We start from the raw sequence: 26,994 nt of genomic DNA on the forward strand, positions 1-26,994 counted from the left end.
GAGAGCACGTGTCACAGGACACCTACGACTACGACGTCATCGTCGTCGGCTCGGGCTTCGGCGGCTCCGTCACCGCCCTTCGCCTCACCGAGAAGGGCTACCGCGTAGGTGTCCTGGAAGCCGGCCGCCGCTTCACCCGCGAAACCCTCCCCAAGAACTCCTGGGACCTCAGGAACTACCTCTGGGCCCCCAAGCTCAACATGTACGGCATCCAGCGCATCCACCTGCTGGGCAACGTCATGGTCCTGGCCGGTGCCGGCGTCGGCGGCGGTTCCCTCAACTACGCCAACACCCTCTACGTGCCGCCGAAGCCGTTCTTCGACGACCCGCAGTGGCGTGACATCACGGACTGGCACGAGGAGTTGAAGCCGTACTACGACCAGGCGCAGCGCATGCTCGGCGTACGGCTCAACCCGACGATGACCCCGTCCGACGTGCACCTGAAGGCGGCCGCCGAGCGGATGGGCGTCGGCGACACCTTCCACATGGCGCCGGTCGGCGTCTTCTTCGGAGACGGCAAGGACGCGGAGGGCACGGCGAAGGCCGGCCCCGGCGAGCAGGTGAACGACCCCTACTTCGGCGGCGCGGGCCCGGCCCGCAACGCGTGCACCGAGTGCGGCGAGTGCATGACGGGCTGCCGTCACGGCGCGAAGAACACCCTCAACGAGAACTACCTGTACCTCGCCGAGAAGGCGGGCGCGGTGGTGCACCCGATGACCACGGTCGTGTCGGTCACGGACGACTCCCAGGGCGGCTACGCGATCGCCACGCTCCCCACGGACGAGAAGAAGACCTCCGCGGGTCGTACCTTCAAGGCGCGCCGCGTGGTGCTGGCCGCCGGCACCTACGGCACCCAGACCCTCCTGCACCGGATGAAGGCGGGCGGTCAACTCCCGTATATCTCAGGCAAGTTGGGTGAACTCACCCGCACCAACTCCGAGGCACTGGTCGGCGCACAGACGGACAACCGCCGGTACCGCAAGGTGACGGGCGCGGCGAAGGTCGACTTCACCCAGGGCGTCGCGATCACCTCGTCCATCCACCCGGACGAGAACACCCACATCGAGCCGGTCCGCTACGGCAAGGGCTCCAACTCGATGGGCGGCCTCTCCATCCTCCAGGTGCCGTACGCGGAGGGCTCGTCGCGTGTGCTGGCCTGGCTGCGGAACGCCGCGCGCCACCCCCTCCTCGTCCTGCGCTCCCTCTCCAACCATCACTGGTCGGAGCGGACCATCATCGGCCTGGTGATGCAGTCGCTGGACAACTCCCTGACGACGTACCTGAAACCGGACGGCGTGGGCAAGGGCCTGCTCACCGCCCGCCAGGGCCATGGCGCCCCCAACCCCAAGCAGATCAGGGCCGCTTCGGAGGGCGCCGCCGCGATCGCCGCCGACATCAACGGCTTCGCGGGCTCGAACGTCGGCGAACTCATGGGCACCCCTCTCACCGCCCACTTCCTCGGCGGCTGCCCGATCGGCTCCTCGCGCGAAACCGGCGTGATCGACCCGTACCACCGCCTCTACGGCCACCCCGGCATCTCGGTCGTCGACGGCGCCGCGGTCTCCGCCAACCTGGGGGTGAACCCGTCCCTCACCATCACCGCCCAGGCCGAGCGGGCGATGTCGTACTGGCCCAACAAGGGCGAGGAGGACCCACGTCCGCAGCAGGGGGCGGCGTACGAGCGCCTGAAGCCGGTGGAGCCGAACACCCCGGCCGTCCCGGCGGACGCCTTCGGCGCGCTGAAGCTGCCCTTCCTGGGAATGCCGGCCATGCCGAAGAAGTAGAAGAAGCAGCCGAAGCAGAAGAAGTAGAACAGAAGGACCCGCACCCCCCTCCGAGTGCGGGTCCTTCCGGTTCTTTCAGCAGGTCTGGTTACGCGTGCGTGCCGGCCTTGCGCCGACGCACCACGAACACCGCGCCGGCGCCCAGGGCGACCGCGAGGCCGCCGGTGAGACCGATCATCGGCAGCGCGGAGCTGGAGCCGGTCTCGGCGAGGCTGCCGGTGGCGTCGACCTCGTTCACGTCCTTGATCGGCTTCATGCCACCGGTCTGCGGCTTGGCGTCGCCCGGCTTCCCGGCGTCGGAGCCGGCGGCCAGGATGTCGAAGAAGTAGACCCAGCCGTTCGGGTCGTCGGCGACCCAGCAGCCCTTGTCGTCCGCGTACTCGGCGAGACCACCGGTCAGCCCGAGGGAGTCCGGCACCTTGCCGCTGACGCTGAGGCGCAGCTGGTAGGAGACCGACTGGCCGGCACCGAGCGAGAACGCGGTGAAGGTGCCGCCCTCGCCCGCGGCGTCCGCGATCGTCCGCCAGGACTTGGAGGACTTGTCGAAGACCTGGACCTTGATCTCGCCGGAGTAGTCCTTCGCGTCCTCCCAGCCGACGGCGGCGACGCCGATCAGGGGCTTGATGTCCTTGATCGTCTCGTCGCCGTGGTTGGTGACGTTGAAGGAGAACCCGGTCCAGCCGTTGCCGGCGACGATCGTGTCGGGCAGGCCGGACAGGCCGCTCTTCAGGTCGGAGCTGAGCTCGGCGGTGCTGTCGCCGTTCTCGTCGACGCAGAGCTCGGCGCCACCCGGGGTGCTCTCACTGGGGCTCGGCGAGGCAGACGCGCCGGCGCTGCTCTCGCCGGCGGCCGGGGTGCTCTCGTCCGCCGCGGGAGTGCTCTCGCCGGCGGCCGGAGTGCTCTCGTCCGCGGCGGGAGTGCTCTCGTCGGCCGCGGGGGTGCTCTCGTCCGCGGCGGGGGTGCTGTCCTCGGCGGCCGGGGTGCTCTGGTCCGCGGCGGGAGTGGTGTCGTCGGCGGCGGGGCTGCTCGTCGACGTGCTGGGAGTCTCGTCCGCGAACGCCGCCGGAGCCGAGAGCAGGGCGAGGGGCGCTATGACAGCCGTCGCGGCCGCAGTGGCCATAACACGACGAAGCTTCATGAAAACCTCAAGGGAGTCCAGTGGGAGGGCTCCGCGTGTGGGGCGCGGGTGTGGCCCTGGTTTCGCATGTTGGATCAGTGAGCCGTGTTAATGGTTGTGCAGACATTGACAAAATTCTTATGTGGCCCGCGCCACTATCCGGACATGCGAAGGGCCCCGCGGGCTTGGGCCGCGGGGCCCTTCTCCGTCAGCACCGACGTCAGGGCAGCGCCGGTGCCTGGGAGCGGCGCCGGGGGGTTGCGCCGCTTGTCTTGTGTGCCCTGGGTCGCCGTCCCGGTGCAGCTGTGGCACACGGACGGTCTCGGCCTCTGGGGGACGGAAGTGCAAGCAATGCAGTTGTCTGCGGCGGGACTTGGGGCTTTCTACGCATCGTGCTGGATGGACGGGGCGTACGCAACCGTTTGACCCAGGGTTGTGCATTTTTGCATTTTCCGCCGGTCGGCCCCGGGCGTCCCCGGAGCCGACCGTTTTACTTGGGTGACCGGGCTGCTGTCCCCTGCCGTCCGGCCACAACCCTGGAACGAGGTCCCACGACGTGCGGCACGACCCGTACGTCTCATCGCTCCAGCAAGCCACGCGTGGTTCTTTCGGGCCCGCCCCTGGCTGGCACGGACACCAGCACCAACGAAGCCGTTCGCGGGGCGTCACGCGCCGTACGGGTGAGAGGGGGCTCGAACTCAGATCCGCCCCCGGGACAGTTCGAGCAGCGTCATCGCCAGCGACGTGCCCGGCTTGCCCAGCGCGTCCCTGTAGCGGCCGAGGATCTCGTTCTCGCGGGACAGGTGCACGCGCCGGCCGCCGGACGCGATCCGTGTCTCCTGGACCACGGCGGACACGGCGACCCGTTCCTGGATCAGGCCGATGATCCGGTCGTCCAGGGCGTCGATGCGCTCCCGGGCGTCGGCGATGGTCTGCTCGGGCGTGGTGGTGGTCATGTCGGGGGCTCCTTGTCGGATGGCTCGGCGGGAGCCCCGGAGCGACAGGGCCCGGAAACGACAGACGCCCCGGGCCTTGTCGGCCCGGGGCGCCTGGGAAGTCGCTTGTCAGTAACTCAAGCAGCACGACCATGGCAACCGGCGGGCCGGATGCCATAGGTAAAGCGGAAGGTCGGGTGCGTGAGCATGGGGCTCAGTATGCACGGGCTGGGGACGCCCTTCCAAGCGAGGTTGGTCACATCCAGTCGCATCCAGCCGGTCCGATCCAGCCAGTCCGGCGTTTGAGGACGAGGCCGTTCAGGCCGAAGCGGGGGTCCGGGGACGGCAGCCCCTGGCAGGCGGGACCCGTCCCACGCTCGCCTCGGTAGAATCGCAGGCACAAAGACCCGCCCCACCGCCGGAAGGCACCCCGTGTCATCAGCGACCCCCGCTTCCGCCGCTCCCGACACCGTCCTGGTCGTCGACTTCGGCGCGCAGTACGCCCAGCTCATCGCCCGCCGCGTCCGCGAGGCCCGGGTCTACAGCGAGATCGTGCCGAGCACCATGCCGGTCGCGGAGATGCTCGCCAAGAACCCGGCGGCGATCATCCTCTCCGGCGGCCCCTCGTCGGTCTACGCGGAGGGCGCCCCGCGCCTCGACCGCGAGATCTTCGAGGCCGGCGTCCCCGTCTTCGGCATGTGCTACGGCTTCCAGCTGATGGCCACGACCCTCGGCGGCACGGTCGACAACACCGGCGCCCGCGAGTACGGCCGTACGCCTCTGCATGTCTCCAAGTCGGGCTCCACGCTCTTCGAGGGCACCCCCGACGAGCAGTCGGTGTGGATGTCGCACGGCGACGCCTGCTCCGCCGCGCCCGAGGGCTTCACCGTCTCGGCGTCCACGGACGTCGTCCCGGTCGCCGCCTTCGAGAACGACGAGAAGAAGCTGTACGGCGTCCAGTACCACCCCGAGGTCATGCACTCGACGCACGGCCAGCAGGTGCTGGAGCACTTCCTGTACCGGGGTGCCGGGCTCACGCCTTCCTGGACCACCGGGAACGTCATCGAGGAGCAGGTCGCGGCCATCCGCGAGCAGGTCGGCGACCGGCGCGCCATCTGCGGTCTGTCCGGCGGCGTCGACTCCGCCGTGGCCGCCGCGCTCGTCCAGAAGGCCATCGGCTCCCAGCTGACCTGCGTGTACGTCGACCACGGCCTGATGCGCAAGGGCGAGACCGAGCAGGTCGAGAAGGACTTCGTGGCCGCGACCGGCGTACAGCTGAAGGTCGTGGACGCGGAGGAGCGCTTCCTCACCGCGCTGAAGGGCGTCTCCGACCCCGAGGAGAAGCGCAAGATCATCGGGCGCGAGTTCATCCGGGTCTTCGAGCAGGCGCAGGCCGAGATCATCGCGGACGCCGGTCCGGCGGTGGAGTTCCTGGTCCAGGGCACGCTCTACCCGGACGTGGTCGAGTCCGGCGGCGGCACCGGCACCGCCAACATCAAGTCCCACCACAACGTGGGCGGGCTTCCGGAAGACCTCGAGTTCCAGCTCATCGAGCCGCTGCGCAAGCTCTTCAAGGACGAGGTCCGGATGGTCGGCCAGGAGCTCGGGCTCCCGGACGAGATCGTCCAGCGCCAGCCGTTCCCCGGCCCGGGCCTCGGCATCCGCATCGTCGGCGAGGTGACGAAGGAGCGTCTCGACCTCCTGCGCGAAGCCGACGCCATCGCCCGCGAGGAACTGACCGCGGCCGGCCTCGACCGCGACATCTGGCAGTGCCCCGTGGTCCTGCTCGCGGACGTCCGCAGCGTCGGCGTCCAGGGCGACGGCCGCACCTACGGCCACCCGATCGTCCTGCGCCCGGTGTCGAGCGAGGACGCCATGACGGCCGACTGGTCGCGTCTGCCGTACGACGTCCTCGCGAAGATCTCGACGCGGATCACGAACGAGGTCGCGGACGTCAACCGAGTCGCCCTCGACGTGACCTCGAAGCCGCCGGGCACCATCGAATGGGAGTAGGCCCTAGGCGCGCCTGACGGTGCGCAGGGGCTTGCCGGGCTTCCAGACCTCGACGACCAGGTACTTGTCGTCCTCGACGTAGGTCCGTACGACCTCGGTCAGCTCGGTGCGGAAGAGGTGGAACGGCTCCGGCGGTTCCACCTCTTTCGCGTACGCCTTCTTCGCCTCGCCGTCCTCGACGCCGATCGCCCGCCCGCTGACCCGTACGTCACCGCCGCCCATCCCGGTGCCGGGCCCCGGGTTCGCCTGGAGCGCGAAGCGCGGGTCGCGGTTCAGGTCCCGGGCCTTGAGCGAGCCGGGCATCATGCCGAGCCACAGTTCGCCGTCGAGGAAACGGACCTCCAGGCCGGAGGTGCGCGGGGAGCCGTCCGAGCGGAGCGTGGCGAGAACGTGATGGGTGAAGGCGCCGAAGCGGTCCTCCGCGATCCTCGCCAGTGCGGGCTCCGCCTCGGTGAAAGCCGCCCAGTTGGCGGCCGTGTTCGCTGTCATACGGCGAGTGTGGCGCCGATACCCGACATCCGCTGTCGGGTATCGGCGCAGGTGTCACGCCTGCTGTGAGGACGCCCCGTACGGCAACGGCCGCACGTACCGCTCGCGGCCCGCGTCGTCCCGCACCCGGGTGCACCCGGCGGCGGTCAGCTGCCGGGCCAGCTTCGCGCGCCGGGCCGTGTTGACGCGCAGGGCGCCGAGCATCATCGCCGGCAGCAGCACCGCGAGCGGCAGCAGGACGGCGTAGACGCCGGTCAGCAGTGCCAGCAGGAGGCACACGGCGCCGGAGCCCCAGCCGATGGTCAGCAACTGCCGGCGGTTGCCCGCCTCGACCAGGGCGTCGTACCGGACCAGCGCGGTGAGCAGGTCGACGTCCGCCTGGGCCTCGGGGACCGGTGTGAGCGAGTTGAGGTACATGCCGGGCACCGGCCCGCCCGCGCCCACCTGCCCGAACGTGGCGACGTTCGCCGCCGCGCGCTGCTGGGCCCATGGCTCGGTGTCCCGGACGAGACGGACGTGCAGGATTTTGTGCCGGCCGACGAGCCGGAGGCCGGCGTAACGGAAGCCGAAGCACTCGGCGACGTACACGAGCGCCCCGAAGGTCTTCAGCTCGGCGAAGGGATGGACCAGCTCGACGACGTGCTGCTGGGTCGCGAGCTGCCGCATGAGGGCATGGAGATGGCGTTCGGCCTGGCTCAAGGAGGACTCCGGAGGGTGCTGCGCCGGCTGTGCTGGCTGGCTGTGTTGGCTCAAAACTGGTGCTGAACCTGTGGTTCCGCACTCCAGACCCACAAGCACCCGGAACGGTTGCGCGCGTCATCTTTACAGAACATCTCTGTTCTCCTGAGCTGACTGAGGGTAACTTCCGCCCCGTAAAGCAAGCCAGTGCTGGAGGACACATGCACGGGACCCCCGGGGCCGCGCCCACTCCGCCCCCCGCCCTCCCGAACGACCGGCTGCGGTTCGCGATGCCGCCCATGCACGATTCGGTCGACGACGAACGCCGTCACCGCAAGGAGCGGCTCGCGGGCGCCCTGCGCATCTTCGGACGGCTCGGCTTCGAGGACGGCGTGTCGGGGCACATAACGGCGCGCGACCCCGAGTACAGCGACTGTTTCTGGGTCAACCCGTTCGGGATGTCGTTCAGGCACGTCACCGTGAGCGACCTGGTGCTCGCCAACTCCGACGGGCAGGTGATCGAGGGCCGCTATCACGTCAACCAGGCCGCGTTCACGGTCCACTCCCAGGTCCACGCGGCTCGCCCCGACGTCGTGGCCGTGGCCCACTGCCACTCGGTGCACGGCCGGGCCCTGTCCGCACTCGGCGACCTGCTCGACCCGATCACCCAGGAGAGCTGCGCCTTCTACGAGGACCACGCCCTCTACGACGCCTACACCGGAGTCGCCGTCGACGCCGAGGAGGGCCGCCGTATCGCCACCGCGCTCGACTCCCGCAAGGCGCTCGTGCTGCGCAACCACGGTCTGCTCACGGTCGGCGACTCGGTGGACGCGGCCGCCTGGTGGTTCGTGTCCATGGAACGGTCCGCCCAGGTGCAGCTCACCGCCAAGGCCGCCGGCCGCCCGCTCCTCATCGACCACCGACTGGCCGCGGCGACCCGCGAACAGCTCGGCGGCGACCTCGTGGCATGGATCAACTACCAGCCGCTGTGGCAGGACATCAGCCGCAGCGAACCCGATCTGCTGAGCTAGCGCCGACCGGGGGCCGGGGGTGCGGGCGGCCGGTGCGGCTCAGAAGCCACGCAGGACGGCCGCCTTGGTCATCGCGAACTCCTCGTCCGTGAGCACCCCGTCCCGGTGCAGCTCACCCAACTCCCGCAGGCGCCGCAGGAGTACGTCGTGGTGGTCGGCCGGGGCCGGGACGGCGGGCGCCGGCTTCCGCCGGGCCTCCAACTCGCCGTACCCGCCCCCGTTGCGGGCGGACGGGTGCGGCAGGCGGGCGGTGATCGCGGTGGCCACGAGCGCCGTGAGCAGGTCGCGGCGGGCACTGCCCCACAGGTCCAGGGCGAAGGGGTCCTTCTCCGGCGGCAGCTTGGAGAACACCGTCTCGCGGGTCACGAACCGCAGAAAGCCGTCCTCGTAGCCGGAGTTGGGCAGCCACTCCACCTGGACGAGATCGCCGACCGTGATGATCCGTGGCCCGGTCGCGCGCTTGACCCGCTCGGAGGTGTCGGCCCAGTCGATGCGCACCTGGTTGCCGTCGAAGGAGACGGTGCCGTCGGAGGAACGGACCGAGACCGGAACGGGCGGCCCCGGCAGCATGTACGCCTTCGTCGGCTCCTTGGGCACCTGGTCCAGCATGAGGGCCTGGCGGATCTCCTCGGCGACGTACTCGGCGACCCCGGCACGGTCCACGTCCACCTGCAGCCGGTAAGGATCGGCCGCGTCCGGCAGCCGTCCGCCGGTCGCCTGGAGCAGTGGGTCGGCCCCCTCGCGCAGCCGCATCCGCAGCCGTCCGCGCTTGCGCTCGGGTTCGAAGACCACGCCCGCGACGGCTTCGAGGGGGACCGCCACCTCCCCGTACGTCTGCCGGAACAGTGGCACGGAGCGGTGCAGACCCGGCGTGATCCTGACCGTGGTGCCGTCGAAGGCCCAGGTCCCGTCCCGCTGGATGATCTCGGCCATAGGGAAATTCTCGCAGCAGGGTCAACACGGCGGGCCCGCTTCACCCCGCGCTGACCAGACCTGCCGGACGCGGGTGGGGTGGCGTAGGGCACAATTCGCTGTCATCACACGGGGGGTTGCGGGGAAGGCGGGCGGCGGGCGTGGCGGTGCAGGAGGCGAGAGGCGGCGCGGACGTGCCGGGAGGCTCCCATGGAGGCGGCTGCACCTGCGGGGACTGCCCGCACGGGGCGCGCGAGGGGCACCGGCGCGCGGTCGCCGAATTCCTGCTGATGCGCGACGGGTTCGCGGCCGGAGAGGGCGTGCCCGCCGCGGTGGCCCACTCGGCCTCGGCTTCCCGCCAGTGGGTCTCGGAGGAGCTCAGCCAGTCCGCCGGACTCGTGGCCGACCGCGGCCGCGCCGAGGGCGAGGCCTGGCTGGCCCGCCTGTGGCGGTGGACGGTGTGTGCGGTGTGGTCACTGGTGGTCGTGTTGCTGCTGGTGCAGGCGTTGACCGCGATCGGCGCGGGCTGGACGACGGCGCGCACGGCGGGTCTGCTGGCGGCCCTGATCACGGGTGGTGTACTGACCGCGGCGTCCTGGTTCCACCGCGCGCGGGGCGGCGTACTGGCTCCCGTCATCGGCGAGGACAACCGTCTGTCCACCTCCCGCACGGTGGCGGCGGCCTGGGTGCTGTTCATCGTCTACGCCGTGCTGGTCCTGGCCGTCCGCCTCGCCGCCGCGTCCGACCACGCGGAGCGCGACGCGCTGATCTCCGGCCTCGAACTCGCCCGCGGCGCCGGTGTCGTGACCGTCCTCGCCGTGGTGTGCGGCATCGCGGTGCTGGTGCGGCGCGTGGTCGGGCTGCGGATCCTCGGCCAGCGGCTGCAGAAGGTACGGGCGTACCGGCCCCGGGCGGCCGACCTGCTCACCGACGACGCGGGGCGTGGCACCTTCGCCGACATCCAGTACGTCGTGATCAGCGCCGTCGCCCTGCTGTTCGCCGCGGTGCGGCTCGCCCGGCGCCCGGACCAGCTGCCGGACCTTCCGTGGGGTCTCGCGGTGGTGGTGCTGGTGTCGGCGGCGACCTATGTGGCCGGCAAGTACGCGGAGGGCGGCCGCCCCGTGATCCTCTCCGTGGTGCGCGCCCGCGAGGCCGGCGACCTCGACGGCCCCATCCGCACGGGCGACGACATCGAGATCCGCGGCGCGGGCTTCGTCCCCCCGGGCACGCACGGTGCCGACCGGCTGACGCGGATGGTGGTCCGCATCGGCACGGTCAACGTCCATGTGCCGCTCGTCCCCGTGACCGGCGGTTTCAGCAACCCGACGGACGCGGTACTGACCGTCCCCGTACCGGCGGACGTGGAACCGGGGAGGGTCGAGGTGCAAGTAGTGACGGCAGCGGGGGTAGAGACCAACAGATACGCGATCGACGTGACGGACTGAGGCGACGGACTGAGGAGCAGTGCCTCCGCACCGGCGCCGAAATCGGTACGAGCGGATTGAGCGCACCGTCCCTTACGTACGTATCGTCTTGTGTGGGGTCCCGGGCACAGCGGGCGAGAGGCGACAGCGATGACTCATGGCATGCGCACCGACACGCACACCCCCTATCTCGACGGCGACCGGAGCTGGCGCGATGCCGCCACCCGATACGCCCTCCTTCCTCTTCGTGTCTTCCTCGGCGTCACCTTCATCTACGCCGGCCTCGACAAACTCACCAACAGCGCGTTCATGAAGGACTCCGGCAGCGGCTCGATCGGCGACATGATGCGCGGCGTCCGCAACTCCTCCGCCATCCCCGCCTTGGTCGACATGGCTCTGAAGAACCCCGTGGGCTTCGGATACGCCATCGCACTCGGCGAGTTGGCCGTCGGCATCGGCACCCTGATCGGCCTGCTCGCCCGCCTCGCCGCGCTCGGCGGCGCACTGATCTCCCTCAGCCTGTGGCTGACCGTGAGCTGGTCCTCCGACCCGTACTACTACGGCAACGACCTCGCCTATCTGATGGCTTGGATCCCCCTCGTCCTCGCCGGCGCCTCCGTGTTCTCCCTGGACGCCGCGCTCCGCGCGCGGCGAAGGCGGCGGGCGGGAGGTTACCGGTAGCTCCTGGTCGGCGGGGGCTACCGGTGGCGGAGCCCCGGGGCGACCCGGAGCCCTCCGCCACCGCCCCTTTCAGCGCGATGCGTCCAGCGGTGTCTGCGCCGTGTCCGTGGGCCGTGCGACGGCTCGTCGCCGGCGTACGGCCCGGCTCACCACCCCGACCGCCCCGGCGAGGCACAGTCCGCCCGTGACGACGGGTATCACCGCGAACCACGGCGTCTCCCACAGCCCGCCCGCGTCACCGGCGAAGATGACGCCCGCCAGGGCGAGGAAGAAACCGGCGACCAGCTTCCCGGGCTGGAACTCATGACGCAGCACGTGCCACCTCCGCCTGTCCGACGCCGACATGGAGGTCGAGGTCGAGCGTGCCGGTGTTCTTGCCGCCCGCGACCGGTGGCAGGGTCACCTCTTTGTGCTTGCCCGGCTCCACGTCCACGTCCTTGTGCTTGTCGCCCGGCAGTTGGATGTCGCCCACCCCCACGTCGATGCTCAGCTGTACGGTGACGTCCTTCGGCACGATCACCTTCAGCCGGCCCGCGCCGACCGAGGCGTCCGTGCTCACGGTCCGCCCCTTGTCCATGTTCAGCTTGCTGAAGTCCAGGGTGCCGACGCCGGTGCCGAGTTCGTACTTCGGCCGTACGTCCGCGACCGCGGCCGGCCGCCAGGTCAGGCGTTCCCAGTGGGTGTCGATGTCCTTGGGCAGTGCGGCCGACGCGCCCAGCAGGGCCGCCGTGACGATGGCGAGGAAGACCGACCCCGCTCCCGTCCGCCCCAGGAACGCGCTGAGCGCGATGCCCAGACCGAAGACGGTCAGCGCGCAGGCGAGCCCGGTCTGCAGGCTGGTGCCCAGCGCGTGGTCGTCCCACATAAGACCTGTGCCGAGGGCTCCGGCGCCCACCGCCAGCAGGAAGACCCAGCCGCCGATCCAGCGGGGGCCGCGCGGTTTCGGTGCCGGGGGGCGCGGGGTCCGTATGGACGTCGCGCGGTCGGTCCAGGAGTTGCCCAGGCTGATGTTGACCGCCGCCGCGATGTCCCGGTCGCGTGAGTCCTGGGGGCCCCACAGATAGCCGGTGCCGCCCACATGTGTGCCGTCCTTGACGATGGGGTCGCGCCACCAGGAGGGGTAGGCGGCAGGGACCGGCGGTGCCTGCGCCTCCGGCGGGGCGTCGGCGGCGGCCTGGGCGGCCAGCGGGTCGGGGTCGGGAGCGCCGCGCTGCCGCGACCAGTAACCGGCGCCCGCCAGGAGCAGGGAGAGAACGACGGCGAAGGCCAGCACGCTGCCGTTCCTCAGCATGGTCAGGAACACGCCGCAGCCGACCAGCGCGAACAGCACCGCGGTCAGCGCCTGGCCGTCGACCCTGCCGGTGAGCAGCTTGCGGACCTCGTTCTCCTCCTCGTCCTCGTACGGGACGAGGAGCCACGCGAAGCCGTAGAAGATCAGGCCGATGCCGCCGGTCATGGAGAGCACGACGAGGGTGATCCGGAAGATCACCGGGTCCATGTCGCACTGCCGCCCGAGCCCGGAACACACCCCGGCCAGCGTCTTGTACCGCCGGTCGCGCCGGAGCCTGCGGGGGGCCCCGCCGGCCTCCGCGTCCGAGCTTCCCCCGCCCTGCGCCCCCACTCGCCCGCCCGCCCGCGACCCCGCGCCCGCGCCGGAGGGGGCACCGGATGCCGAGTCGGCAGGGGTGCCGGGGCCCGGGGCAGTTCCCGCACCGGGGTCCGGCCGGGCACCGGGGTTCGGACCGGCACCGGGGTTCGGTTGGGCACTGGGTCCTGCTGCGGCGGCGGGTCCTGCTCCACTGCCGGGTGCTGCCCCGGCCGAGGGTGCGGCGGTGCCGGGGTCCGGCCGAGCACCGGGGTTCTGCTGAGCATCGGGCTTCGGCCCGGCGCCGGGTCCTTCTCCACTGCCGGGGCCCGGATCGGCACCGGTCCCGGGCCCGCCGCCGGGTCCCGCCCCGGCCGCGGGTGCGGCGTCCGCGGCGCGCTCGGCGTCCTGCGGCCCGGCGCCCGGAGCGGGGCGCGGGCCGGAGCCGGGTCCCGGACCCGTCGCGGCGCGCTCGTGATCTGTCATGTGTCCATGGTGACGGCCGGGCAGCCCGGGCGGGAGTCGGTTCGACCCTGGCCGGACCCTGATATCGCCCCTGAGCCGGCGCCCGGGAGGCGTTCGACGCGGCCCGGCTTCGAAGATCAGGGGAGTCTCGGGGGTCGACCCTGATGCCCGTGTCCGCCGACCGTGTGAGTATCGATGCCATGCCGGAAGCCGCCGCAGCGCCACTCGTCGAACCGCGGCCGCCGCGCAAGCTCTACCGCAGCAGCGACGGACGCTGGCTCGGTGGCGTGGCGCGGGGGCTCGCAGGGCACCTCGGGCTGCCCGTCATCTGGGTGCGGCTCGTCTTCGTGGGCCTGTTCATGGCGGACGGCCTCGGCGCGCTGCTGTACGCCGCGTTCTGGTTCTTCGTGCCGCTCGGCGTCGGCGGCGTCGGCGGACAGAAACCCCCGTCGCTGGTCGGCACCGAGACCTCGCCCGACGGCCGCCGCAGACTGGTCGCCCGCAGGCCGGACCGGGGCCAGATCGTCGCCCTGCTCCTCATGGTCGTGGTGGCCATGGTCTTCGTGGGCAACGTGAACCTGAGCGGTGGCGCCAAGGTCTACCTCTGGCCCGTCGTCCTGGTCGGCGCGGGCGTCGCCCTGGTCTGGCGCCAGGCGGACAACGCCCGCCGGGCCCGCTGGGTCGAGGTCGGCAGCCGCCGGCGCACGCTTACCCTGCTGCGTGCCGCGGGCGGTGTCCTCCTCGTCACCGCGGGCGTCTCCGGCATCTTCGTGCTGCAGGGCTCCGCCGCCCATCTGGGTTCCGTCCTGCAGGCGGCCCTCGCGGTCCTCGTCGGGATAACGCTCCTCGCGGGGCCGTATCTCGTCCGTATGACCCAGGACCTCTCCGAGGAGCGGCTGATGCGCATCCGCGCGCAGGAGCGTGCCGAGGTCGCCGCCCATGTCCACGACTCCGTGCTGCACACCCTGACCCTGATCCAGCGCAACGCGGAGAACGCGAACGAGGTGCGCCGCCTCGCCCGTGCCCAGGAGCGCGACCTGCGCACCTGGCTCTACAAACCCGAGGGCACCGGCAAGGACGAGGCCGACGAACCCACCACCCTCGCCGACGCGGTGCGGCGCAACGCCGCGGAGGTGGAGGACAAGCACGGCGTCCCCATAGAGGTCGTCATAGTCGGCGACTGCCCGCTCGACGACGGCGTCGGCGCACAGATGCAGGCCGCGCGCGAGGCGATGGTGAACGCCGCCAAGTACGGTGGCGAGGGCGGCGCCGTACAGGTCTACGCCGAAGTCGAGGGAAGGACGGTCTTCGTGTCGGTCCGGGACCGAGGCCCCGGTTTCGACCTGGACTCGATACCCGCCGACCGTATGGGCGTCAGAGAATCGATCATCGGCCGCATGGAGCGCAACGGCGGCACGGCGCGGCTGCGCGCGGTGCCCGACGGCGGCACGGAGGTCGAGCTGGAGATGGAGAGGGCGGAGAAGACGTGATGAGCGACCCGACCGAGGCGAACGCGGAGCCTACTGAGCCGACGGCTGCGGGCGGCGCGGGCGAGCGCCATGTGCGTGTGGTCCTCGTCGACGACCACCGCATGTTCCGTACGGGCGTCCAGGCCGAGATCGGCCGGACCGACGAGACCGGTGTGGAGGTCGTCGGCGAGGCCGCCGACGTCGACCAGGCGGTCACGGTCATCGCCGCGACCCGCCCCGAGGTGGTCCTTCTCGACGTCCACCTCCCGGGCGGCGGCGGGGTCGAAGTGCTGCGCCGCTGCGCCGCGTTGATGGCGGACGCCGAGCAGCCGGTGCGCTTCCTCGCGCTGTCCGTGTCGGACGCGGCGGAGGATGTGATCGGCGTGATCCGCGGCGGTGCGCGCGGCTACGTCACCAAGACGATCACCGGCACGGACCTTGTCAACTCCGTCTTCCGCGTCCAGGAGGGCGACGCCGTCTTCTCCCCGCGCCTGGCCGGGTTCGTCCTCGACGCCTTCGCCTCCACGGACGCCCCGCCGGTCGACGAGGACCTGGACCGCCTCACCCAGCGGGAGCGGGAGGTGCTGCGGCTCATCGCACGCGGATACGCGTACAAGGAGATCGCCAAGCAGCTCTTCATCTCCGTGAAGACGGTCGAGTCCCATGTCTCGGCGGTCCTGCGGAAGTTGCAGCTGTCGAACCGGCACGAGCTGACCCGGTGGGCCACGGCGCGACGGCTGGTCTGAGCACCGGGATCCGACGCTCACGCCACCCGGGTGGCGCCGGCGAACGGCATCTCGTCGATCGGCGCCAGCCGCACCGGCGCCGACGGATTCGGGGCGTGGATCATCTGGCCGTTGCCGACGTAGATGCCGACATGGCTGATGCCGGAGTAGAAGAACACGAGGTCGCCCGGGGCCAGTTCGGAGCGGGAGACACGCCTGCCCGAGCCGATCTGGGCGTAGGTCGTGCGGGGCAGGGAGATGCCCGCCGAGCGGTAGGCGGCCTGGACGAGGCCCGAGCAGTCGAAGGAGTCCGGGCCGGTCGCGCCCCACACATAGGGGCTGCCGAGTTTGGCGTAGGCGTACGAGACGGCGGCCGCGGCACGGGAGCCGGGCGCCTCGGCCGTCGCGGAACCGGGCGTTTCCAGGCCGACCCGGGTGCCCGGGCCGGACCGTGACGCGCGCGTGCCTGCGTCCTCGCCGAGGCCGAGCCGAGCGCGTTCCGCGGCCGGGACCCGAGCCAGCAGCCGCCGTGCCGCTGCCAGCTTCCCGGTGATCGTCTTCTTGTCCCGCTTCAGCTCCGCCTGCCGGGACTTGAGCGCGGTCAGCTCGATGCGCGCGGCCCCGCGCAGCTGCTCGATCTCCCGCAGCTGTTTCCGTACGCCCGCGACGGCCGCCGCCTGCCGGGTGCCCGCCCGGTCGGCGAACTCGGCTCCCTCGAGGTAGCGGTCCGGGTCGTTGGACAACGCGAGTTGCAGCGCCGGGTCGAGGCCGCCGTCGCGGTACTGCGCCGCGGCCATCGAACCCAGCGCGTCCCGCGCCGAGTTGAGCCTGTCCGTCTTGCGTGCCGCCTCGTCCCGCAGCGTCGACAGCCGTTGCTCGGCGGCGTCCGCCTTCTCCTTCGCCCCGTTGTACTTCTCGGTGACGGCCTCCGCCTCCTGGTACAGCTTGTCCGCCTTCGCCTTGACCTGCGCGGGAGTCAGCTCCGGTTCGGCGTGCCCGGTCCCGTCGAAGCCGGTCGCGGTCGCCGCACCCGCCAGGGCGATCGTGAACGCGGTCCGGGCCGAACTGCCGCTGAGCGAGCGCCGGCTGGGCTTGCGGTGCGCTGCCACGTGGACTGCACGTCCTTTCGTAGAACCGCCGTGTTCCGCCTTGTTCGTCCTGTCCGCTCTGTTCCGCCTTGTTCTGACTCGTTCCGAGCGGCTTACGCGTCCGGCGGCGGCCCGCACAGGGGGAACGGTCCGCCGCCGGACCTTCTCGGCGGTGGTGTCCGACTGCCGCCCCTGGCCCGGGCGGCGGTGGGGAGCCGGCCACCTGGTGGAGGACGCTAAACCTGACGGTGTCGGCTCGGTAACGCGATGTGCGGAAGTGCCGCGGGCGGATCGCCGGGTGACCGTATACGTCCGTGATCCGCAGCCCCTGCCGTCGACTTCACGCGGTGCGCTGACCGAAGTGACGGTTCTGGGGCCCCGGCAGATGGCGAGCTGCTATGAGCCGCCGCCCCGCATATATGCACGGTCCACGAGGTGAAGGGCGGGGCGGTGTCGGACGCCCCGTGAGCCCCTGTTTAAGCTCCGGCCTCATGGACGTACTCATCCATCTCTTCGTCGGCCTGCACATCATCGGCATCGCCGCGCTGCTCGGCGGCTTCCTCACCCAGATGAAGGCGATGGGGCAGGGCACGGCCCGCTTCGTCCCCGGCATGCTGCACGGGGCGCTGACGATGCTGGTCACCGGCGCGATCCTGGTCGGCCTCAACCAGGCCGACGGCCATCACGTCAACACCGTCAAGATCGGCCTGAAACTGGCCCTGCTGGTCGTGATCCTCGGCCTGGTCTATGTGAAGCGGGACGACGAGACGGTCGACAAGAGCATGTTCGGGGTGGTGGGCCTGCTCACCACGGCGAACATCTTCATCGCGGTGCTGTGGACCTGATGCCGACGCGGGCCGAGGTGACGGCCCCCGCGGCGACGGCCACCCATGCCGCCACGGCGATCCACAGCAGCACCTGCCCGGGCCCCTTGAGCCACGGGACGTCGAGGGCGGCGGAGGCGGACAGCACGGCCGCCGCCGTCATCCCGATCGGGAACACGGTCGCCCAGCGGCGCGCGTCGTAGCCGAGCCGCGGCCGGACCACCTCCGCGACCAGCAGTACGGCGCACCAGGCGATGTCGAGCACGAGCAGCGCGACGGTGACGGCGCGCAGGACGCCGCGGTCGTCGTCGTTCCACAGGTACAGGCGTGCGCTGTCCGCGGTGAGAAGCCTCGATCCGGCGAGCGCCGAGATGGCGAGCGCACCGCCCGCCACCCAGTGGTCCCCGTGGCCCTGAGTGAGCTGCCGCAGGTCGAAGCGGGTCAGCGCGAAGCCGTAGAGCACGAGCCCGAGCCAGAACAGCACGAGTGCCGCGTGCGCGAGCCATGCCGTCGTCTCGGCTGCGGCGAGCGTGGCGCCGAGCACCGCGAGCCCTTGTGTGGCCACGCAACACAGGAACACCGAGCCCGGCATGCGATGCCACCAGTGCCGTACGACGTCGACGAGCAGCACGGGCCACAGCACGGTCGCCAGCGCGAGCAGGGCCTCGGCGAGGGCCTGCCATCCGAGGGCGGAGAACCGGGTCCCGAGGACGGCGGTCGCCGCGACGGCGGTGAGCGAGTCCGGTGTCCGCGCCTCCGCCAGCCACTTCTCCCGGTCCCGCACCAGACGCACGGCGAAGTCCGCGGCCATCCCCACCCAGGCGACACAGGCCAGGACCAGGGCGATCCGCGACACCACCTCGTACCCCGTCAGATGCAGCCCGACCGACACGATGCCGGTCGCCATCACGGCGGCCCCGGCCGCCGGCGGACGCTGCGCCCACCAGGCGCGGAAAGCGGAGGAGGCGGACATGGGGCCGAGCCTAGGGAGCCCTGCCGCCCCGGGGGCGCGGGGCACGCGCGCGTGGGTCCAAAAACACCTGCACGCGCGCGTGCCCCGCTCCCGGGTGCCTCAGGCCGGCCGCACCACGCTGTGGATGATCGATTCGCCGCCGTAGTAGACCGACTCCTCGCGGACGTACGCACCGGGCTTCGGGGCGTGGATCATCATGCCGTTGCCGATGTAGATGCCGACGTGGCTGATGTCGTCGTAGAAGAAGATCAGGTCGCCCGGCTGTGCGTCGGCCAGGGGGACGGTGGTGCCGGCGTTCACCTGGTCGTAGGTGGTGCGCGGGAGGCTGACGCCGGCGGCCTTCCAGGCGGCCTGGGTGAGGCCGGAGCAGTCGTAGGAGCCGGGGCCGGTGGCGCCCCAGACGTACGGCTTGCCGATCTGCGCACGGGCGAAGGCGAGCGTCTTCTCGGCCTTCGTGGCGTACGAGGAGCCGGTGCCGGAGGTGCTGCCCGAGTCCGCGGAGGAACCGCTCCCGCCGGCCGAGGCCTCCTCCTTGGCCTTCTGCTCGGCCGCCTGTCGCTCGGCCAGCTCCGCCGCCTTGCGCGCGGCCTCCTGCTCCTTCTTCCGCTGGATCGCCGCGAGACGCGCCTTCTCCTCGGCGGTCAGCTTCGACAGCAGCTCGCGCGCGCCGGAGAGCTTCGCCTGCACCGTGGACTTGGCCGTCTGCAGGTCGCTCTGTGTCTCGGTGAGCGTCTGAAGGCTCTTGGAGGCCTCCTGCCGCTTCTTCATCGTCGCGGACTGCTCGGTGAAGTAGTCGTCGACCGCGCTCTTCTGGCGGGAGGTCAGCCGGCCCATCAGCTGCGTCTGGTCGAAGTAGTCCTGCGGCGAGTCGGCGAGCAGGAAGGTCGCCGTGTCGGGTGCGGCTGCGCCGGTCCGGTACTGGGCGGCGGCGTAGGAACCGAGTTCCTCCCGCTCCGCGTTGAGCTTCTGGGCGCGCTGGGCGACATCGTCGAGGAGGGTGTCGACGCGCTTGCGCTGCGTCGTGGTCTTCTCTTTGGCCGCGTTGTACTTCTCGGTGGCCGACTCCGCCTGGCGGTAGAGGTCGTCGACCTTCTTCTCGACCTCCTCGAGACTGGGCTGCCCGTCGGTGGCGGGGGCGGCATTGGCCGACTGGGACAGCAGGGCCACGGAGGTGAGGGCGGCCGTGGCGAGAGCGGGGGTGCGTATGCCTGCTACGCGCGTTACAGCGGGGCGTGACTTACGGTGCGACGCCAAGGGAGGCGACTCCTTCCACGTTCCGCCTACCGAGTTAGCTGTCGGGTTCGGGCGGGTGGTTCGGAAGGGTTGCCCTATGGTCCGCCCCCGGATGGGAGTCGGACCGATTCACCCCGGGATCGGTGGGTCCCCGGCTCCGGATGCGCGGCGGCACACCGGACTCGGCGGAGGCTGCGCGGCCCGGCGACGTTCGCCGGTGGGTGTCGTGCGGCCTGCTCGGAACGGTAGCCAACTCGTGTGGCCCGTGTGAAGGTTGATGTTCGATATGCCCGATACGTTTTCGTGACCTTGGGTCAGGACGTCGCGCAACGTGGTCCTTACGGAATGATCTGCGTAGATTTATACGTATTTTGACCGGGCTGGCGGCATGCGCCCGCTTCCTGGCGCTAACTTCCAGCCAGCCGCGGTCAGATGCCGCGGCGGGTGAGGGGGTACGACCATGACAAAGCGTGCAGCACTCGTCATCGGCACATCGGCACATCGGCACATCGGCGCATCGGTCGCCCTGGCCGCCACCGCGGGCATCGCACCCGCGAGCGCCTCCGGCGGGCACTTTGACGGCAAGCCGGTGATCCGCGTGATCGCCAAGGGCCTCGACCATCCGCGCCGGCTCTCCTACGACCACGGCCGTCTGTACGTCGCCGAGGCCGGCCGCGGCGGAAAGAAGTGCCTCGGCGAGGGACCCGAGGGCCCTACCTGCATCGGCCTGACGGCGGCGGTCAGCAAGGTCTTCCGGGAGGGGGACGCCTGGAAGCACCACCGCCTGGTCGACGGCCCGTCCTCGGCCGGTGCGCCCGACGGCGGCTTCGCGGTCGGCCTGAACGGCGTCTCGGCCCGCCACGGCAGTGTCTGGGGTGTGGAGACCCGGGCCCCGCCGGAGGCCGGTGTGCCCACTGCCCCGCCCTGGAACAAGCTCGGCAAGCTGCTGTCGATCGACCGTGGCAGGGCGAGGATCGCCGCCGACATCTCCGCCGTGGAACTGAAGTACAACCCGCACAAGACGGCCGTCGACTCCAACCCGTACGCCGTCCCGGCCCTCCCCGACGGCCGCGGGATCGTCGCGGACGCGGCCGGCAACGACCTGATCGTGGTGTCCAGGAGCGGCAGGGCCCGCCAGTTCACGGTCTTCAGGGACCACGACAAGCACGAGGCCGTCCCCGCCTCCCTGGCCCTCGGCCCGGACGGCAACCTCTACGTCGGCGAGCTGAACGGCGAGCCCGCGAAGCCCACCGCGCGCGCGTGGCAGGTCGACCCTTGGAGCGGAAAGATCCTCGGCTGGAAGCCCGGCTTCGGCGCGATCACGGGCATCGGTTTCAACAAACGGGGCGACCTGTACGTCAGCCGGCTCTTCGCCGGAGTCGTGACCAAGGTCTCGGGCGCCAGGCGTACGGACGTGAAGGTGCCCTTCCCGGCAGGCGTGGCCGTCGACCCGCGGGGCGGCACGGTCTACGTCTCGGCCTGGTCGGTCGCGGACCGTGACGGCACGGTCCTGGAGGGCAGGAAGACGCAGGGCGGCCAGATCTGGAAGATCCGCGGCTTCTGAGACCGAGGCCCACGAGACCCCCGATTCGGCGGAAGTTCTCGGGGCGGCGGCGGGCTGTCAGTGGGGCACCCTAGACTCGGAAGGCGATGAGCAGCCTCTTTGACGACAGCTTCCTGGCGGATCTCAAGGCCCCCCGCGGCCACGAGGAAGAATCCCCGCCGCCGCCCGAGGACGATCACCTGCCGGAGCCCGTTCCGGACGATCTGTTCGGCGGGAAGTTCGACGCGCCCCCGGACCGGGACGCCTACTACCGCGACGGCGCCCCGCGCCCGGCGATCGACGCCGCCGCACTCCTGGACGGGCTGAACGAGAACCAGCGCGCGGCCGTCGTCCACTCAGGCACCCCGCTGCTCATCGTGGCGGGCGCCGGCTCCGGCAAGACCCGCGTCCTCACCCACCGCATCGCCCACCTCCTGGGCGAGCGGAACGTGCACCCGGGCCAGATCCTCGCGATCACCTTCACCAACAAGGCCGCGGGCGAGATGAAGGAGCGCGTCGAGCAGCTCGTCGGCCCGCGCGCCAACGCGATGTGGGTGATGACCTTCCACAGCGCGTGCGTGCGCATCCTGCGCAGGGAGTCGAAGAAGCTCGGCTTCACCTCCTCCTTCTCGATCTACGACGCCGCCGACAGCAAGCGCCTGATGGCCCTGGTCTGCCGCGACCTGGACCTCGACCCCAAGCGCTATCCGCCGAAGTCCTTCAGCGCCAAGATCTCGAACCTGAAGAACGAGCTGATCGACGAGGAGGACTTCGCCGCCCAGGCCACGGACGGTTTCGAGAAGACCCTCGCCCAGGCCTACGCCATGTACCAGTCGCGGCTGCGCGAGGCGAACGCCCTCGACTTCGACGACCTGATCATGACGACGGTCAACCTGCTGCGCGCCTTCCCGGACGTCGCCGAGCACTACCGCCGCCGCTTCCGCCACGTCCTGGTCGACGAGTACCAGGACACCAACCACGCCCAGTACGCGCTCGTACGGGAACTCGTGGGCACCGCGCAGCGCGCCGACGAAGCTGACGTACCGCCCAACGAGTACGACCTCCCACCCGCCGAACTGTGTGTCGTGGGCGACGCCGACCAGTCGATCTACGCCTTCCGCGGCGCGACGATCCGCAACATCCTCCAGTTCGAGGAGGACTACCCGGACGCGACGACGATCCTCCTGGAGCAGAACTACCGCTCCACGCAGACGATCCTCTCCGCGGCCAACGCGGTCATCGAGCGCAACGAGTCGCGCCGCCCCAAGAACCTGTGGACCAACGCGGGCGCGGGCGCGCGCATCACCGGCTACGTCGCCGACACCGAGCACGACGAGGCCCAGTTCGTCGCCGACGAGATAGACCGCCTCACGGACGCGGGCGACGCGAAGGCGGGCGACGTCGCCCTCTTCTACCGCACGAACGCCCAGTCCCGCGTCTTCGAAGAGGTCTTCATCCGCGTCGGCCTGCCCTACAAGGTCGTCGGCGGCGTCCGCTTCTACGAGCGCAAGGAGGTCCGGGACGTCCTGGCCTACCTGCGGGTGCTGGCCAACCCGGAGGACTCGGTGCCGCTGCGCCGGATCCTGAACGTGCCCAAGCGCGGCATCGGCGACCGCGCGGAGGCCATGATCGACGCCCTGTCCCAGCGCGAGAAGATCAGCTTCCCGCAGGCGCTCAAGCGCGTCGACGAGGCGTACGGCATGGCCGCCCGGTCGGCGAACGCCGTCAAGAAGTTCAACACGCTGATGGAGGATCTCCGGACGATCGTCGAGTCGGGCGTCGGCCCGGCGACCGTCCTGGAGGCGATCCTCGAACGGACCGGCTATCTCGCCGAGTTGCAGGCCTCCACTGACCCGCAGGACGAGACCCGGATCGAGAACCTCCAGGAACTCGCCGCCGTGGCCCTGGAGTTCGAGCAGGAGTCCGGCGAGGGCGAGGAGCCCGGCTCGCTCGCCGGCTTCCTGGAGCGCGTCGCGCTGGTCGCCGACTCGGACCAGATTCCGGACGAGGACGAGGACGGCTCCGGGGTCATCACGTTGATGACCCTGCACACCGCCAAGGGCCTTGAGTTCCCGGTCGTCTTCCTCACCGGCATGGAGGACGGCGTCTTCCCGCACATGCGCGCCCTCGGTCAGACGAAGGAGCTGGAGGAGGAGCGGCGGCTCGCGTACGTGGGCATCACGCGCGCGCGTGAACGGCTGTATCTGACGCGGTCGTCCCTGCGCAGCGCATGGGGCCAGCCCTCGTACAACCCGCCCTCGCGGTTCCTGGAGGAGATTCCGGCGCAGCATGTCGACTGGAAGCGGACGGGCGCCACGGCACCGGTCGCCTCCGGCCCGGTATCCGGAGTGGCGGCCTCGCTGTCATCCTCCCGCTCACGCTCGTCGGCATCGGGCGCGTCCGGCTTCGCCACCCGCCGGGCCTCCGACAAACCGGTGGTCTCGCTGGCGGTCGGCGACCGGGTCACCCATGACCAGTTCGGACTCGGCACGGTCGTGGCGGTGAAGGGCACGGGCGGGAACGCGGAGGCGACGGTCGACTTCGGCGAGGCCAAGCCGAAGCGGCTGCTGCTGCGGTACGCGCCGGTGGAGAAGCTGTAGGAACAACGGGCGTGGGACCTGGGGGCGTGGTCCTCGGGTCCCACGGTCCTACGTGGGGTCCAGGCCGTGGCTGCGCAGCCACGGCAGCGGGTCGATCGCCGAACCGCCGGCCGGCCTGACCTCGAAGTGCAGGTGCGGACCGGTCGAGTTGCCCGAGTTCCCGGAGTAAGCGATCGGCTGGCCGGCCTTCACCGACATACCGGTGGAGACGCGGTAGCTGGAGAGGTGGCAGTACCACGTCTCCGTACCGTCCTTCGCGGTCACGATCATCATGTTGCCGTACGCGCTGTTCCACTGCGTGCGGACTGTGCCGTCGACCGCGGACATCACCGTCGTGCCGTACGAGACCGGGAAGTCGATGCCGGTGTGCACGGACATCCAGTTGATGCCTGCCTGGCCGAAGTAGGCGCTGAGCCCCTTCTGGGCGACCGGAAGTGCGAACTTCGGGCGCAGCCGCTCCTTGCGGGCCGCCTCCTCCGCCGCCTTCTTCTTGTCGGCCGCCTGCTGGGCCTTGAGGTCGATGCGCTCCTGCGTACGGCTGGCCCGGTCGGCGAAGTCGTCGGCGCCGGCGGAGAGGCTCTGGATCTGGGAGTCCAGCTTGTTGTTCGCGGCGGCCGGCTTCACCGCGTGCGCGTCCGACGCGCTCGCGGAGGTGTCCTGGTCGCCGCCGAAGGTGCCCACGGACGCGGCGGCGATACCGGCCACGCCCATCACACACGCCGAGGGCACGGCGATCGTCAGCAGCGCGGAGCGCTTGGCGGGCGCACGGCGGCGGGAACGGCTCCCGCTGCGCGAGGCCGCGCGCGACGCCGGAGCCGGCGTGACCTCTTCCTGGTCGTCGAGGAGCGGGGCGACGGGGGCGACGGAGGGCAGCTCTCCGGTGGCGTCCAACTGGCCGCCGTCCGGCGTGGGCTGGTCGTACGAGCCCTGCTCGGCCTGCTGTTCGTAGTCGTCGGCGGGCGCGGCCGTGTCGTCGCCTTCGTGGCTCCCGGCGTTCCACTGCGTGGCGTCGTACGCCCCGGTGTCGAAGGCCTGGGTGCCCCACTCCCACTGCTGGGTCCCGTCGGCGGGGACGCCCGACTGATCGGGCTGGAGCCAGGCGTTCGCGTCCCACTGCCCGGAGACGTCGGGCCCCGTGGCCTGCGGCGGGATGGCGGAGAGCGGCTGGTGGCCGGCGCTCCAGGCGGTCGTGTCGTACGCGCCGGTGTCGTAGGCGGCGTAGTGCTGGGCCGCGTACGCGTCGTCGTAGTTCAGGGTCTGGTGACTGCCCGTGGCCCACTGCTGCGCGTCGTGCACGCCGGTGCTGTCGCCCGGGAGGCTGCCGAACAGGGGGTCGGCGTCGAAGGTCGCGGTGCCGTGACCGGCGGTCGCAAAACCGTTGGTGTCATAGCCGCCGTACGTGGTGAAGTCGCCGTACTGGGCTTCCTGCGTGCCGTACGAGGCATAGTGCGCCGTGGCGGCGTCGGAAGCCGGAGCCGGGGTCATGGTCCCCGACGGGTGACGGTCGTTCACCAACTTCTCTTTCGCCTCGACAACAGGGGCTGCCAGAGCAGTGCGGCGACTGTACCCGTCGGTATACGGGCTCGACAATCTTCAACAGGTTTCGTGCGCGAAGGAAACGGGCATTCGGCCGTGTTTCGGGGGACGGCGGGCACGAGTTTGGCCCTGCGTTCGAAGAATGTTCGAGGTCGATCGGCCGTCTGAAGGCCGTCTGAAGGTCGTCCGAGTGCTGCCCGAGTGCTGCCCGAAGGCCGTAAGCCTGCTGTGACGGGGGCGGTCAGGCCACTGTCAGGCCGCCGGTGCGGGCGGCGGCTTCGGCTCCTGTCCGCTCGGTGTCCAGGGCCTGACGTATCCCGGTCGCGACGGCGGGATGCACGGGCAGGGCGAGATGGCCGATCCCGCTCACCCGTACGTTCTGCACCATCAGGTCAGGGTGGTCGATACAGGCGGTCTCCAGCGGGTCCATCAGATGGTCGAGGTCGCTCCAGAAGCTCACGAAGTGCGTACGGCAGCCCGGGGCGGGCCGGGTCAGCTCCTCGAGCAGCGCGGAGCCGGGGCGCATCTGGCGCACGATCGGGTGCGCGTTCGCCAGCGGGACCACCCGGGTGCCGGAGTGCGGGGTGCCGAGCGTCACCAGCGTGCGGACGCGGATGTCACCGCCGAGCCGCTGCACGTAGTACCGCGCTATCAGCCCGCCGAGGCTGTGCCCGACGACGTCGACGTGCTTGCTGCCCGTGCGCTCGCAGATCTCCTCTATGTGCCGGCCGAGCAGCTCGGCCGCGGTGCGGATGTCACAGGTCAGCGGCGAGTAGTTGAGCGACTCGACCTGCTGCCTGCCGTGCTGGGCGAGGCTGCGGCGCAGCAGCACGAAGACCGAGCGGTTGTCGATGAAGCCGTGCAGGAGGACGACCGGGGGTTTGGTCTCGGTCGGCAGCTGTGCCGCGCCGTCCGAGGAGGGGAGCCGGGCCGATGACCCGCGGCGTTCCTGCGTGATGCCGGAGGGATAGAGGAGGAGGTGCCCGGCGAGGATCGCGAACTCCAGGGCGGTCGCCTTCAGCAGGGCCAGGGAGAGTCCCGCCAGTCTGCCCGGGAGCATCCGCTGACAGAGCGGAAGAAGGGGCATCGCTGCCCTGGTGACCTTCATGGCCGGCCTCCTGTCGGCACGCAGGAGGACGCCTCTGTCCCCCGTGTGCCCTCGTGAGAAGCCGCGAGGGAGGCGGTCGACGGTTCTTCATGCCGTCGTCGACACACCGCACCGCCACGGCGCGCGGTCTGCGGTGCCGTGCTGCGGCGACCTCGTTGCGGCTCCTGTTGCGCCTGTTCCCGCCGGAACGGTGCGCGGTGAACGTGTCCCATCGTGTGATTTCCCCCTCGGTCAACACCGCGAAACTGCCGGTTGCGGGATGCTGGCGATAACGTTCGTTCACATTCCCGGCCGGTGCGGGTACTGCAGTACTCGTCGGTAGGGATGAGTGCAGTCGCTTCATGGAGGCAGACATGGGTGTGGACGCCGGTCCGATCCGCGTGGTGGTGGCCAAGCCGGGGCTCGACGGCCACGACCGGGGTGCCAAGGTGATCGCGCGGGCGCTGCGCGACGCCGGTATGGAGGTCATCTACACCGGGCTCCACCAGACTCCCGAGCAGATCGTCGGCACGGCGATCCAGGAGGACGCCGACGCGATCGGGCTGTCCGTCCTCTCCGGCGCCCACAACACGCTGTTCGCCGCCGTGATCGACCTGCTCAAGGAGCGGGACGCGGAGGACATCCTGGTCTTCGGCGGCGGGATCATCCCCGAGGCGGACATCCGTCCGCTGAAGGAGAAGGGCGTCGCGGAGATCTTCACGCCCGGGGCGACCACTCGGTCGATCGTGGACTGGGTGCGGGCCAACGTCCGGCAGTCGACGGGGGCATAGGCCTCCGGCGG

General features: G+C 70.9%; 23 protein-coding genes and 1 riboswitch. Of the genes, 11 read left to right on the top strand and 12 right to left on the bottom strand.

The genetic code is table 11. The features are described 5' to 3' along the window. Positions 1-8 precede the first annotated feature (8 nt). Positions 9-1,784 carry a GMC family oxidoreductase N-terminal domain-containing protein gene (locus tag OG870_RS28570; RefSeq protein WP_266519825.1) on the top strand — a complete coding sequence of 592 codons (1,776 nt, stop codon included), beginning with the start codon at positions 9-11 and terminating at the stop codon, positions 1,782-1,784. Between the two features lie 88 nt (positions 1,785-1,872). On the opposite strand, the gene OG870_RS28575 is transcribed toward OG870_RS28570, so the two are convergent. Together OG870_RS28575 and OG870_RS28580 are read right to left on the bottom strand one after the other, a co-directional pair. After that, the gene (locus OG870_RS28575) at positions 1,873-2,922 is read right to left on the bottom strand and encodes an LAETG motif-containing sortase-dependent surface protein (protein ID WP_266589437.1); all 1,050 of its coding nucleotides are present in this window, start codon (positions 2,920-2,922) and stop codon (positions 1,873-1,875) included. A 677-nt stretch (positions 2,923-3,599) separates the two neighbouring features. After that, positions 3,600-3,857 (bottom strand): chorismate mutase, encoded by a 258-nt coding sequence (locus OG870_RS28580; protein WP_266519829.1) that lies wholly within the window; start codon positions 3,855-3,857, stop codon positions 3,600-3,602. A gap of 411 nt (positions 3,858-4,268) precedes the next feature. On the opposite strand from OG870_RS28580, the gene guaA reads away from it, so the two are divergent. After that, positions 4,269-5,849 carry a glutamine-hydrolyzing GMP synthase gene (gene guaA / locus OG870_RS28585; RefSeq protein ID WP_266589439.1) on the top strand — a complete coding sequence of 527 codons (1,581 nt, stop codon included), beginning with the start codon at positions 4,269-4,271 and terminating at the stop codon, positions 5,847-5,849. Positions 5,850-5,852: 3 nt separating this feature from the next. Here the strand turns inward: guaA and OG870_RS28590 are convergent, their stop codons facing one another. Further along, complete coding sequence (locus OG870_RS28590; RefSeq protein WP_266589441.1) at positions 5,853-6,338, bottom strand: pyridoxamine 5'-phosphate oxidase family protein; 486 nt, start codon at positions 6,336-6,338, stop codon at positions 5,853-5,855. 54 nt (positions 6,339-6,392) lie between these two features. Beyond that, complete coding sequence (locus OG870_RS28595; protein ID WP_266519835.1) at positions 6,393-7,037, bottom strand: hypothetical protein; 645 nt, start codon at positions 7,035-7,037, stop codon at positions 6,393-6,395. A 200-nt stretch (positions 7,038-7,237) separates the two neighbouring features. On the opposite strand from OG870_RS28595, the gene OG870_RS28600 reads away from it, so the two are divergent. Continuing rightward, complete coding sequence (locus OG870_RS28600) at positions 7,238-8,047, top strand: class II aldolase/adducin family protein (RefSeq protein WP_266519837.1); 810 nt, start codon at positions 7,238-7,240, stop codon at positions 8,045-8,047. Between the two features lie 39 nt (positions 8,048-8,086). Here OG870_RS28600 and OG870_RS28605 read toward each other — a convergent pair whose 3' ends face one another. Further along, positions 8,087-8,980: a DUF4429 domain-containing protein gene (locus OG870_RS28605; RefSeq protein ID WP_266589443.1), complete on the bottom strand. Its 894-nt coding sequence runs from the start codon at positions 8,978-8,980 to the stop codon at positions 8,087-8,089. Between the two features lie 140 nt (positions 8,981-9,120). On the opposite strand from OG870_RS28605, the gene OG870_RS28610 reads away from it, so the two are divergent. Then, positions 9,121-10,404, top strand: coding sequence for a hypothetical protein (locus OG870_RS28610; RefSeq protein ID WP_266519841.1), 1,284 nt, complete (start codon positions 9,121-9,123; stop codon positions 10,402-10,404). A 129-nt stretch (positions 10,405-10,533) separates the two neighbouring features. Next, entirely contained in the window at positions 10,534-11,064 is a 531-nt protein-coding gene (locus tag OG870_RS28615; protein WP_266519843.1) for a DoxX family protein, read from the top strand. Between the two features lie 69 nt (positions 11,065-11,133). Here OG870_RS28615 and OG870_RS28620 read toward each other — a convergent pair whose 3' ends face one another. Together OG870_RS28620 and OG870_RS28625 are read right to left on the bottom strand one after the other, a co-directional pair. Then, entirely contained in the window at positions 11,134-11,379 is a 246-nt protein-coding gene (locus OG870_RS28620) for a hypothetical protein (RefSeq protein ID WP_266519845.1), read from the bottom strand. After that, positions 11,366-12,685, bottom strand: a complete 1,320-nt coding sequence (locus tag OG870_RS28625; protein ID WP_266520572.1) for a PspC domain-containing protein — start codon at positions 12,683-12,685, stop codon at positions 11,366-11,368. Before OG870_RS28625 ends, OG870_RS28620 begins: the two co-directional genes overlap by 14 nt. A 629-nt stretch (positions 12,686-13,314) precedes the next feature. Between OG870_RS28625 and OG870_RS28630 the strand changes: the two genes are divergently transcribed. Next, entirely contained in the window at positions 13,315-14,604 is a 1,290-nt protein-coding gene (locus OG870_RS28630) for an ATP-binding protein (protein ID WP_266520575.1), read from the top strand. Further along, positions 14,604-15,329 (top strand): LuxR C-terminal-related transcriptional regulator, encoded by a 726-nt coding sequence (locus OG870_RS28635; protein WP_266519847.1) that lies wholly within the window; start codon positions 14,604-14,606, stop codon positions 15,327-15,329. Before OG870_RS28630 ends, OG870_RS28635 begins: the two co-directional genes overlap by 1 nt. 17 nt (positions 15,330-15,346) lie before the next feature. Here OG870_RS28635 and OG870_RS28640 read toward each other — a convergent pair whose 3' ends face one another. Further along, positions 15,347-16,417 (bottom strand): C40 family peptidase, encoded by a 1,071-nt coding sequence (locus tag OG870_RS28640; protein ID WP_266589449.1) that lies wholly within the window; start codon positions 16,415-16,417, stop codon positions 15,347-15,349. Between the two features lie 470 nt (positions 16,418-16,887). Here OG870_RS28640 and OG870_RS28645 point away from each other — a divergent pair, with 470 nt between their 5' ends. Then, positions 16,888-17,241: a hypothetical protein gene (locus OG870_RS28645; protein ID WP_266589451.1), complete on the top strand. Its 354-nt coding sequence runs from the start codon at positions 16,888-16,890 to the stop codon at positions 17,239-17,241. Here the strand turns inward: OG870_RS28645 and OG870_RS28650 are convergent. After that, entirely contained in the window at positions 17,219-18,193 is a 975-nt protein-coding gene (locus tag OG870_RS28650; RefSeq protein WP_266589453.1) for a tellurite resistance/C4-dicarboxylate transporter family protein, read from the bottom strand. The genes OG870_RS28645 and OG870_RS28650 overlap by 23 nt on opposite strands. Before the next feature lie 99 nt (positions 18,194-18,292). Next, complete coding sequence (locus OG870_RS28655; RefSeq protein ID WP_266589455.1) at positions 18,293-19,447, bottom strand: C40 family peptidase; 1,155 nt, start codon at positions 19,445-19,447, stop codon at positions 18,293-18,295. Positions 19,448-19,455: 8 nt separating this feature from the next. Continuing rightward, positions 19,456-19,607: riboswitch (cyclic di-AMP (ydaO/yuaA leader) on the bottom strand. 279 nt (positions 19,608-19,886) lie between these two features. On the opposite strand from OG870_RS28655, the gene OG870_RS28660 reads away from it, so the two are divergent. Beyond that, positions 19,887-20,990 (top strand): ScyD/ScyE family protein, encoded by a 1,104-nt coding sequence (locus OG870_RS28660; protein WP_266589457.1) that lies wholly within the window; start codon positions 19,887-19,889, stop codon positions 20,988-20,990. Between the two features lie 86 nt (positions 20,991-21,076). Then, positions 21,077-23,569 carry a DNA helicase PcrA gene (pcrA, locus tag OG870_RS28665; RefSeq protein ID WP_266519862.1) on the top strand — a complete coding sequence of 831 codons (2,493 nt, stop codon included), beginning with the start codon at positions 21,077-21,079 and terminating at the stop codon, positions 23,567-23,569. Between the two features lie 48 nt (positions 23,570-23,617). On the opposite strand, the gene OG870_RS28670 is transcribed toward pcrA, so the two are convergent. Both OG870_RS28670 and OG870_RS28675 read right to left on the bottom strand, forming a co-directional pair. After that, positions 23,618-25,081: a M23 family metallopeptidase gene (locus OG870_RS28670; RefSeq protein ID WP_266519864.1), complete on the bottom strand. Its 1,464-nt coding sequence runs from the start codon at positions 25,079-25,081 to the stop codon at positions 23,618-23,620. Between the two features lie 265 nt (positions 25,082-25,346). Further along, a complete protein-coding gene (locus OG870_RS28675) occupies positions 25,347-26,213 on the bottom strand; it encodes a lipase family alpha/beta hydrolase (protein ID WP_266589459.1) in 867 nt (288 codons plus the stop codon). Between the two features lie 353 nt (positions 26,214-26,566). Here OG870_RS28675 and OG870_RS28680 point away from each other — a divergent pair, with 353 nt between their 5' ends. Next, positions 26,567-26,983, top strand: coding sequence for a cobalamin B12-binding domain-containing protein (locus OG870_RS28680; protein WP_266520578.1), 417 nt, complete (start codon positions 26,567-26,569; stop codon positions 26,981-26,983). The last annotated feature ends 11 nt before the right edge of the window (positions 26,984-26,994 follow it).

The organism is Streptomyces sp. NBC_00461 (assembly GCF_036013935.1).
Classification (GTDB): Bacteria; Actinomycetota; Actinomycetes; order Streptomycetales; family Streptomycetaceae; genus Streptomyces.